The sequence below is a fragment of the Mesorhizobium sp. M2A.F.Ca.ET.067.02.1.1 genome (genome assembly GCF_004023285.1).
GTDB lineage: Bacteria > Pseudomonadota > Alphaproteobacteria > Rhizobiales > Rhizobiaceae > Mesorhizobium.
In genome coordinates this window covers 1-9,123 of sequence record NZ_RZSB01000176.1, presented here as the reverse complement: position 1 = coordinate 9,123, position 9,123 = coordinate 1, and the positions used below count along the sequence as shown (strand labels likewise).

General features: G+C 65.1%; 9 protein-coding genes. 4 read left to right on the top strand and 5 right to left on the bottom strand.

The features are described 5' to 3' along the window. The 3 genes from EOA28_RS14585 to EOA28_RS14575 form a co-directional block, all read left to right on the top strand. Positions 1 to 538 (top strand): molybdopterin dinucleotide binding domain-containing protein (locus EOA28_RS14585; protein WP_281060903.1); only part of this gene is annotated, 538 nt, incomplete at its 5' end. Further along, positions 535 to 1,269, top strand: coding sequence for a 4Fe-4S dicluster domain-containing protein (locus tag EOA28_RS14580; RefSeq protein ID WP_126079368.1), 735 nt, complete (start codon positions 535 to 537; stop codon positions 1,267 to 1,269). The genes EOA28_RS14585 and EOA28_RS14580, both read left to right, overlap by 4 nt. 2 nt (positions 1,270 to 1,271) lie before the next feature. After that, on the top strand, positions 1,272 to 2,207 hold the full coding sequence (locus EOA28_RS14575) for a DmsC/YnfH family molybdoenzyme membrane anchor subunit (RefSeq protein WP_127250800.1): 936 nt from the start codon (positions 1,272 to 1,274) through the stop codon (positions 2,205 to 2,207). A 7-nt stretch (positions 2,208 to 2,214) separates the two neighbouring features. Here the strand turns inward: EOA28_RS14575 and pdeM are convergent, their stop codons facing one another. From pdeM to EOA28_RS14550, 5 genes are all read right to left on the bottom strand, one after another. Beyond that, a complete protein-coding gene (pdeM, locus tag EOA28_RS14570) occupies positions 2,215 to 2,931 on the bottom strand; it encodes a ligase-associated DNA damage response endonuclease PdeM (RefSeq protein WP_126079370.1) in 717 nt (238 codons plus the stop codon). A gap of 20 nt (positions 2,932 to 2,951) precedes the next feature. Further along, positions 2,952 to 5,483 carry a ligase-associated DNA damage response DEXH box helicase gene (locus EOA28_RS14565; RefSeq protein WP_189342045.1) on the bottom strand — a complete coding sequence of 844 codons (2,532 nt, stop codon included), beginning with the start codon at positions 5,481 to 5,483 and terminating at the stop codon, positions 2,952 to 2,954. 244 nt (positions 5,484 to 5,727) lie between these two features. Then, complete coding sequence (locus EOA28_RS14560) at positions 5,728 to 6,588, bottom strand: NlpC/P60 family protein (protein ID WP_189342044.1); 861 nt, start codon at positions 6,586 to 6,588, stop codon at positions 5,728 to 5,730. Positions 6,589 to 6,616: 28 nt separating this feature from the next. Continuing rightward, the gene (locus EOA28_RS14555) at positions 6,617 to 6,967 is read right to left on the bottom strand and encodes a MarR family winged helix-turn-helix transcriptional regulator (protein WP_042638647.1); all 351 of its coding nucleotides are present in this window, start codon (positions 6,965 to 6,967) and stop codon (positions 6,617 to 6,619) included. A gap of 63 nt (positions 6,968 to 7,030) precedes the next feature. After that, positions 7,031 to 8,395 carry a leucyl aminopeptidase family protein gene (locus EOA28_RS14550; RefSeq protein WP_127250801.1) on the bottom strand — a complete coding sequence of 455 codons (1,365 nt, stop codon included), beginning with the start codon at positions 8,393 to 8,395 and terminating at the stop codon, positions 7,031 to 7,033. Positions 8,396 to 8,518: 123 nt separating this feature from the next. Here EOA28_RS14550 and EOA28_RS14545 point away from each other — a divergent pair. After that, positions 8,519 to 9,123, top strand: a 605-nt coding sequence (locus EOA28_RS14545) for a tetratricopeptide repeat protein (protein WP_128314987.1), incomplete at its 3' end; no start/stop codon positions are given.

The following is a 9,123-nucleotide window of genomic DNA, read 5'->3' as shown; positions in this document are numbered from 1 at the left end:
GACGCAGCGACCGATGCATATGTACCATTCCTGGGGTTCGCAGAATGCGTGGCTGCGGCAGATCACCAGCCAGAACCGGCTGTTCGTGCATCGCCAGACGGCCAGCAAGCTCGGCCTTGCCGACGACGACTGGGTTTGGATCGAAAGCATCAACGGAAGGGTGAAGGGCCAGATCAAGCTGATCGACGGCGTCAACCCGGACACGGTGTGGACCTGGAACGCGATCGGCAAGCGGCGCGGCAGCTGGGCGCTGAAGGACGATGCGGCCGAGAGCAATCGCGGCTTCCTGCTCAACCACATCATCGGCGACCAGACATCGGCCGATGCCAACGGCAAGCGCTATTCGAATTCCGATCCGGTCACGGGACAGGCGGCGTGGTTCGACGTGCGCGTGCGGATCGTCAAATGCTCGGCCGAGGAAGCCGGCTTCACCGAACCGCAATTCGAGCGTTTTGCTCAGCCGCCGCATTTCGAACCGTCGCCCGACGTACTTCGCTTCGGCGCGGAATTCCGCATGAAAAGGGAAGCCGCCGAATGACCTGCCTTCCCGCCCAAACCGACAAGAAGCTCGGCCTCGTCATCGACCTCGACACCTGCGTCGGCTGCCAGGCCTGCGTCACCGCCTGCAAGGAGTGGAACACCGGCGGCCATATGGCGCCGCTGACCGACATCGACCCTTATGGCGGACATGTTGACGGCGTCTGGTTCAACCGGGTGCATGCCTACGAGCACACGACGGAGCGGGGCTGCCGGACAGTGAACTTCCCGCGCTCCTGCCTCCATTGCGAGCAGCCGGCCTGCGTCACCGTTTGCCCGACCGGCGCCTCCTACAAGCGCGCCTCCGACGGCATCGTGCTGGTCGACGAGGATAAATGCATCGGCTGCAAATTGTGCAGCTGGGCCTGCCCCTATGGCGCGCGCGAGTTCGACGCGGATGTCGGCGTCATGAAGAAATGCACGCTCTGCGTCGACCGCATCTACAACGACAATCTGGCCGAGGAAGATCGCGTGCCCGCCTGCGTCGCCGCCTGCCCGACCAGCGCCCGGCATTTCGGCGATCTCGGCGATCCCACCTCGGCGATCTCGCAACTCGTCGAGGAGCGTGGCGGCGTGGCACTGATGCCGGAACTCGGCTACAAGCCGACCAACCGCTATTTGCCGCCGCGCGCCCGCAGCGAACGGGCGGCGAAGGTCGACGCGCCCGCGCTGGAGCCGATCAAGGCCGAGGGCGGCTTTCTCGGTTGGATCGACCGCGTGCTTTCGAACTGATCATGCACCCCGCTTTCTCGGTCGTCTTCTTCACAACCGCCACCGGTGCCGGCTACGGCCTGTTGGCGCTGCTCGGCCTGCTTGGCGGGTTGGGGTTCATTCCCGCCGATTTCCGGCTTGGGCTTGTCGGCATGGCGCTGGCGCTCGGGCTGATCGTGGCCGGGCTTTTGTCCTCCACCGGTCATCTCGGCCGTCCCAGGCGCGCCTGGCGCGCCTTCTCGCAATGGCGCAGCTCGTGGCTGTCGCGCGAAGGCGTGGCGTCGGTCGCGACCTTCATCCCGGCCGTGCTGTTCGGCATCGGCTGGGTGTTTCTCGGCAAGAGCGGCGGCTGGGTGGCGGCCGCCGGCCTGCTGGCGGCGGCTGGCGCCGTCGTGACTGTCTGCACGACGGGCATGATCTACGCTTCGCTGAAGCCGGTCGCGCAATGGCACAGCCGATATACGTTGCCGGCCTATCTCATCTTTGCTGCCATGACCGGAAGCGTTCTCGCCAACGCCCTGCTTCAGGGGTTCGAGCTGGGTTCAGCGGAGATGCTGGCCTGGGCCCTGCTTGCCACCCTCGCCGGCTGGGTCTGGAAGCTCGCGACATGGCGCTACAATGACCGGCTGGAGATTCCGACAAATGCCAACACCGCGACCGGGCTCGCCGGCGGCACGGTGCGGTCGATCGAATGGCCGCATACGGAAGAGAACTATCTGCTGAAGGAGATGGGCTTCCGCATCGCGCGCAAACATAGCGCGAAGCTACGACGGATCACGCAGACGCTGGCATTCATTGCGCCCGCCGTCCTGCTTGTCACCGCCTTCGCCCTGCCTTGGCCGTTCGCGGCGATTGCCTCGGTGCTTGCAGCTGTTTGTCAGTTGGCCGGCATGCTGGTCGAGCGCTGGCTGTTCTTCGCCGAGGCGAAGCACACGGTCACGCTGTACTATGGCAGATGAAGCTGTATCAGCCCGGCCGCAGCATCGAGCCGGAGATCGCAAAAATGCGCTCGGCGCCGAGCATATAGGCAACCAGCGTTTCCAGGCGGAACAGGCCGGCATAGGCGCGGTCGAGCACGTTGAGCGAGCCGGTATAGGCGCCGAAGGCCGGCATGATCATGCGGCCGCCATCGCCGGCAAAGCAGCGCCGCCGGACCGAGCGGCCGCGCTGGACGATGCGCGCGCATGGGTGGAGATGGCCTGATATCTCGCCCTCGATCCGCGTCTTCGAGGGCTCATGGCGAAAGAGCAGCGAGCCGATGGCAAGTTCCCTCACCGTCTCGCCGGGCAAGTCAGCGGGCGCCTCAGGATCGTGGTTGCCGGCGACCCAGAACCAGTCGCGACCGGTCATCATCGCTTCCAGGCGTTCGCGAAAACTCGAATGCATGCGCCCGGCGCCGCCACCATCATGGAAGGAGTCGCCTAGGCTGACGACGATGCGCGGCTGATAGTCGGCGATCACCGACTGCAGCCTGAGCAAGGTGGCACCGGTATCGTAAGGTGGGATCAGCGCGCCGCGCCTGGCGAAAGAAGAGCCTTTTTCGAGATGCAGGTCGGAGACCGCGAGCAGGCGCAGATCGGGGAAGTAGAGAACGCCACGCCGATCGCAGATCGCGCGCTCGCCGGCGATACCGACAGGGTCGGCCTCGGCGATCAGCGTTGCGCGTGAGAGCGAAAAATTCATCCCCTCTTCGTCCCTCTCTTTCAGTCGATCATCTCCGGCCCCATGGCCTCTTCGACAAGGGTGGCGGCATCCATCAATAACGTCTCGTCTGCCTCGCCATTCACCGGCATCTTGCCGATTTCGAGCATGATCGGCACGGCGAGCGGCGATATCTGTTCGAGATTCTTATGCATGATTCGACCGCGAATGCGCGAGAGCATCTCGGCAAGTCTGCTGACATCGAGCAACCCGGTCGCAGCGTCGGTGCGGGTGGCCTGCAGCAGAATATGGTCGGGTTCATGGCTGCGCAGCACGTCATAGATCAGGTCGGTCGAGACGGTCACCTGGCGGCCGCTTTTCTCCTTGCCGGGGTGGCGTTTTTCGATCAGTCCGGAAATCAGCGCGCAGTTGCGGAAGGTGCGCTTCAAGAGCCAGCTGTCGGCAAACCAGGCTTCGAGATCATCGCCCAGCATGTCTTGATCGAACAGCGTGGCCAGCGACGGTTTTCTGTTCTTGAACATCCAGCCCATGTCGGCCAGCGACCAGATGGCCAGCGCATAGTCGGTGGCCACGAAACCGACCGGCTTCGCGCCCGCGCGATCGAGCCGGCGGGTGAGCAGCATGCCGAGCGTCTGGTGAGCAAGCCTGCCCTCAAACGGATAGGCCACGAGGTAGTAGCGGTTGCCGCGCGGAAAAGTCTCGATCAGCAGGTCGTCGCGTTTCGGCAGGATGGACTTGTCCGCCTGGAACCGCAGCCAATCCGCAACCTGCTCGGGTAGCTTCTTCCAGCGTTGCGGATCGTCGAGCATGGCTCGGACCTGCTCGGCCAGGTAGGTCGAAAGCGGGAATTTGCCGCCGCCATAGTAGGGCACTTTCGCATCGCTGCCCGGCGCGTTCGAGACGAAGCACTCGTTCTCGCGAATGCCTTCGAAGCGCAGGATCTTGCCGGCGAACATGAAGGTGTCGCCATGGGTCAAAGTCTCCAGGAATGCTTCCTCGATCTTTCCCAGCACCCTGCCGCCGCGCGAGGCTGCCCCCCGGCTGCCGGCCTGGACGTAGCGTACATTGAGCGCCGGCACTTCGATGATGGTGCCGACATTGAGCCTGTATTGCTGGGCGACGGCCGGATTTGAAACCCGCCACAAGCCCTCCCTGGTCTGCCGGATGCGCGCGTAGCGCTCGTAATTCCTGAGCGCGTAGCCGCCGGTGGCGACGAAGTCGATGACCCGGTCGAATGTCGGCCTGTCCAGGCTGGCGTAAGGCGCGGCGGTCCTTACCTCATCAAACAGTGCGTCGGCATGGAACGGCGCGCCGCAGGCGCAGCCCAGCACGTGCTGCGCCAAGACGTCCAGCCCGCCATTGACCAATGGCGGCGTGTCCTGGGCGCCGAGATAGTTGGCGTCGAGCGCGGCGCGGCATTCCAGAACCTCGAAGCGGTTTGCGGGGATGAGGATCGCCTTCGACGGCTCGTCCATGCGATGGTTGGCGCGGCCGATGCGTTGTGCCAGACGACTGGCGCCCTTCGGCGCGCCGACATGCACGACTAGGTCGACATCGCCCCAGTCGATGCCGAGATCGAGCGTCGAGGTGGCAACGATGGCGCGCAATGCATTCTCGCCCATTGCCTTCTCGACGCGGCGGCGCTGGGCGACGTCCAGCGAGCCGTGATGGAGGGCGATCGGCAAGGTATCCTCATTGACGCGCCATAGTTCCTGGAACAGCAGCTCGGCCTGGCTGCGGGTGTTGACGAAGAGCAGCGTGGTCTTGTGCCGCTTGATCTCGCGGTAAATTTCCGGCGTGGCGTAGCGGGCCGAATGGCCGGCCCAGGGAACGCGCTCTTCGGAATCAAGGATCGAGATATCGGGCTTGGCGCCACCCGTGACGACGATGAGCTCGGACATGGCACCGGGAGAAGCCTGGCTGACCAGCCAGCGCCGCAATTCGTCGGGCTCGGCGACCGTTGCCGACAGGCCGATGGTCTGGAGATCGGGAACGAAAGCGCGCAGCCGCGCCAGGCCAAGCGCCAGGAGATGCCCGCGCTTCGAGGTGACAAGCGAATGCAGCTCGTCGAACACGACATAGCGCAAGTCTTCGAAGAAGCGCCTCGCGTCGTTCGAGGCGATCAGCAGCGCGAGCTGCTCTGGCGTGGTGAGCAGAATGTCGGGTGGCGCCAGCTTCTGCCGCTGGCGCTTGTGCGAAGGCGTGTCGCCGGTGCGGGTCTCGATGGTGACGGGCAGGCCGATCTCCTCGACCGGCTTGCCGAGATTGCGCTCGATATCGACGGCCAGCGCTTTCAGCGGCGAGATGTAGAGCGTGTGGATGGCGCGACGGGCCTGGCCAGGCTTGCGCTTGGGACGGTTGGCGAGCTCGGTGAGCGACGGCAGGAAGCCGGCCAGCGTCTTGCCGGCGCCGGTCGGCGCTATCAGCAGCACCGATTGGCCGCTTTGCGCCTTCGCCAGCAGCTCGAGCTGATGGGCACGCGGCGACCAGCCCTTTTGGCCGAACCATTTGACGAATGGCTCAGGCAGCAGGACGGCGGCGTTCTGTTCGGCAAGGCGCGGCTGCTCGGTCACGCGCAACAGGTAGCGCGGCGGCACGCGATCGCCAAGGAAAATCGGAACAAAAGGGGATCGGCGTTCCTCGCCCCGTTTACGGGGAGAGGATGCCGGCAGGCAGGTGAGGGGCGGCGCCGGCGATCGAGATGATGGTTTAGTTAGACGATGATAGGTCGGGAAATAGCGGCCAACCGCGAACATCGGCGCCGCCCCTCATCCGCCCTTCGGGCACCTTCTCCCCGTGAAACGGGGAGAAGGAAGATCACGGCCTCCTGAACCCGGTTGGGCCACCATAGAGATAGCCGATGCGCTCGACCGCTTCCTTCAGCCCTTCGCGCGAGACCAGCATGGTGTGGCCGTTGGCGTGGATCATGTCCCTTTCGTCGGTCATGGTCGCCACATGGCCTTTCCAGAACACGAGGTCGCCGCGCTGGAGGCCGGTATAGTCCGGACCCGGCTCGAAGGGCGTGCCGATCGACGCCGCCTGCATGTCGGAGTCGCGCAGCACATCCTTGCCGGTCATGCGCATCGCCAATTGCACGAGGCCGGAGCAGTCGATGCCGAAGCCGGAGACGCCGCCCCAGAGATAGGGCGTGCCGAGAAAACTTTCGGCGACGGTGACATAGTCGTCGGCCAGCTCGGCGATCGGCCGCAGATGGCCGGCGATGATCGCCTGGCCGGAGGGCAGCAGCGCATAATGCGTGCCCCGCGTCTCGGCCGAGCCGCTCACGGTCACGGTCGAGCCCATCGACAGCTGCCCGCTGAGCGGAAAGCGCAGATCCGGCCCGGGATAGAGGAAGGTGCGCGGCACGCAGACGATGTGGCTCGGAGCATGGTCGCGCGCGCCAAGAAGATTGTCCGCCACATAGCCGACATAGCCGTCGCGCTCGGCCTGCACCCAGGCCCAGCCTTCCGCGTCCTCGAAGACGAGCACGTCGTCGCCGAACAGCGCCTGCGTGTTGACGCCCGCATCGGGGCGCGGCGCCTTGCGCAGGTCGGCGACCGAGGCCGTGATCCGCGCCGGGCGGCCGGTGACGAAGCGGTCGGCGGCAACTTCGCCTTTCAGCCTCGCATCGGCAAGGTCGGAGCGGAAGGCGTGAAGGCGGGCATCCCTTGCGGTCAAATCGATAATCCAGTCGTTGGCAGTGAGGTCAGATGGGCAGTTCGTACGCCCTGGCGACGATACCATCGCCGAAGCGCTCGACAAAGAGCGCGCCTTCCACCGTGCGGCGGATCAGCACGTTGCGCTTGTCGAGCTCGTCGCGGTGGCGCGAGACGAGCTTCAGCGCGCCCATGGTGTCCAGCGCCCGGGTGATGACCGGCTTGGTGACGTTGAGTTTTGCCGCAAGCCCTCGCACCGTGTGCGGCGGCGGATCGAGATAGATGGTGAACAGGATCGCCGTCTGGCGCATGGTGAGATCGGGCTCGCCATCGCGCACCTGGGCCAGCATCACTTGCTGCCACAGTCGCAAGGCCTGGCTCGGGCGCATCGAGATCGACATCGCCCAAGCATGCCGGCAAATTGTTTCGGTTCCGTTTCAGTAACGGGCGCGCCTACCAATTGCTCAGGCAAATCGCTGCGTAATTATCCGCTCGAGCGCCCGAATGCCCTGCGCCTCGCCGCCGGTCAGGCCGTGGGGGCGGTCGGCCGGGTTCCAGGCGAAGATGTCGAAATGCGCCCAGCTGTGGGTCTTCTCGACGAAGCGCTTGAGGAAAAGCGCCGCGGTGATCGAGCCGGCAAAACCGTCCGTGGTGACATTGTTGATGTCGGCGATCTTTGAGGAAAGCTTCGCATCATAGGGACGCCATAGCGGCATTCGCCACAGCGGATCCTCGACCGCCACGGAGGCTGCGGCAATGTCGGCCGCGAGCGTCTCGTCGGCGGTGTAGAAAGGCGGCAGATCGGGGCCGAGCGCGACCCTGGCAGCGCCCGTCAGCGTCGCCATGTCGACCAGCAAGGCGGGCTGTTCCTCATCGGCCAGCGCCAGCGCGTCGGCCAGGATCAGCCTGCCTTCAGCGTCCGTGTTGCCGATCTCGACCGTGATGCCCTTGCGGCTCTTCAGCACGTCGCCAGGACGGAAGGCATTGCCGGCGATCGAATTCTCGACGGCGGGGATCAGCACGCGCAGCCGGACATTCAGTTTCGCCGCCATGATCATGGAAGCGAGGCCCAGCACATTGGCGGCGCCGCCCATGTCCTTCTTCATCAGAAGCATGCCGGACGACGGCTTGATGTCGAGGCCGCCGGTGTCGAAGCAGACGCCTTTGCCGACCAGCGTCACCTTCGGCGCAGCGCTCGGTCCCCAGCTCATGTCGATCAGCCGCGGCGCATCGGCGGAAGCCCGGCCAACAGCGTGGATCATCGGGAAATTCCGCGCCAGAAGATCGTCGCCGTGGATTGCGGAAATATCGGCGGCATGGGCGGCCGCCAGTTGCCGGGCGGCTTCTTCCAGTTCGACCGGACCGAGGTCGCTGGTCGGCGTGTTGACGAGATCGCGCGTCAGGAACACGCTATCGGCGACGCGGCGGACATGCGCGGCGTTCGCGCCCTCCGGAAGCGCGAAGCGTAAGGCCTTGCCCGGCCTCTTGCCGTAGCGCGTATACACATAGCCGCCCAGGACCAGCGCGAGCGCGGCGAGATCGGGCTGCGCGGGAGCCGACGCGAAATGCCAGTCGCCCTCCGGCAACGATCTTGCGAGCGCGCCGAGGGCCAAAGCGCTTTCGCCGTCGCCGATGCCGAACAGCGCGCCGGCGAGACCGCCGCCCTCGCCCGGCAGGACGAGCGTGCGCCCTGCCTCGCCGGAAAAACCGTTGGCTCTTGCCCAGGCGATGGCGGGCGGCGGCAATGCCGCGGCTTCAAGGGCGTCCTTTGCCACCAGATAGACAGGCAAGGCGGCTTGCGGCTTTTGTTCGACGAGTTCGACAGGCATGCGATGATCTCCGGCCGAACAGGATGAGTCGGCTTCTTAACGGTCCATTAGGGTTAACAGAATATTTCTGCGGGAGGGAAGACGGCCAGCCTATGGCCGCACAGGAATGGAGACCGGGCGCCGATGCCGATCAAAGCGTTGAACCATAGAGCCAAGCGTCTGATCAGCACAGCCTTCATGGCGGCACTGGCAGCCAGCGTGGCAGGTTGCGGCAGCACCAGCCAGATGACCACCGGCTCCATCTCGCGCTCCGATAGAAGGCCGCTGGAAACGATGTCGGCCGGCGAACTGCACACCGCCACGTCGAGGCTTGGCGAATCCTACGCCCGCAATCCCAATGACAAGCGCATGGCGATGAATTTCGCGGCGGCGCTGCAGATGGACGGCGATGCCGATCAGTCGCTCGCCGTGATGCGCAAGCTGGCGATCGCCTATCCCAAGGATCGCGAGGTGCTTGCAGCCTATGGCAAGGCTCTCGCCGCCAACGGCCAGTTCGAGCCGGCGCTGGACGCCGTGCGCCGCGCGCAGACGCCCGAATATCCGGACTGGAAGCTGGTGTCGGCGGAAGCCGCGATCCTCGACCAGATGGGCCAGAAGGACGAAGCGCGTCAGGACTACCGCAAGGCGCTGGAACTCAAACCGAACGAGCCTTCGGTGCTGTCCAATCTCGGCATGTCCTATGTGCTCGAAGGCGACCTGCGAACGGCCGAGACCTATATGCGCTCGGC

Excerpts from the sequence above, each read along its gene's own strand:
- EOA28_RS14575 (WP_127250800.1), top strand. The coding sequence starts at position 1,272 with ATGCACCCCGCTTTCTCGGTCGTCTTCTTCACAACCGCCACCGGTGCC.
- pdeM (WP_126079370.1), bottom strand. The coding sequence starts at position 2,931 with ATGAATTTTTCGCTCTCACGCGCAACGCTGATCGCCGAGGCCGACCCT.
- EOA28_RS14555 (WP_042638647.1), bottom strand. The coding sequence starts at position 6,967 with ATGTCGATCTCGATGCGCCCGAGCCAGGCCTTGCGACTGTGGCAGCAA.
- EOA28_RS14550 (WP_127250801.1), bottom strand. The coding sequence starts at position 8,395 with ATGCCTGTCGAACTCGTCGAACAAAAGCCGCAAGCCGCCTTGCCTGTC.
- EOA28_RS14580 (WP_126079368.1), top strand. The coding sequence starts at position 535 with ATGACCTGCCTTCCCGCCCAAACCGACAAGAAGCTCGGCCTCGTCATC.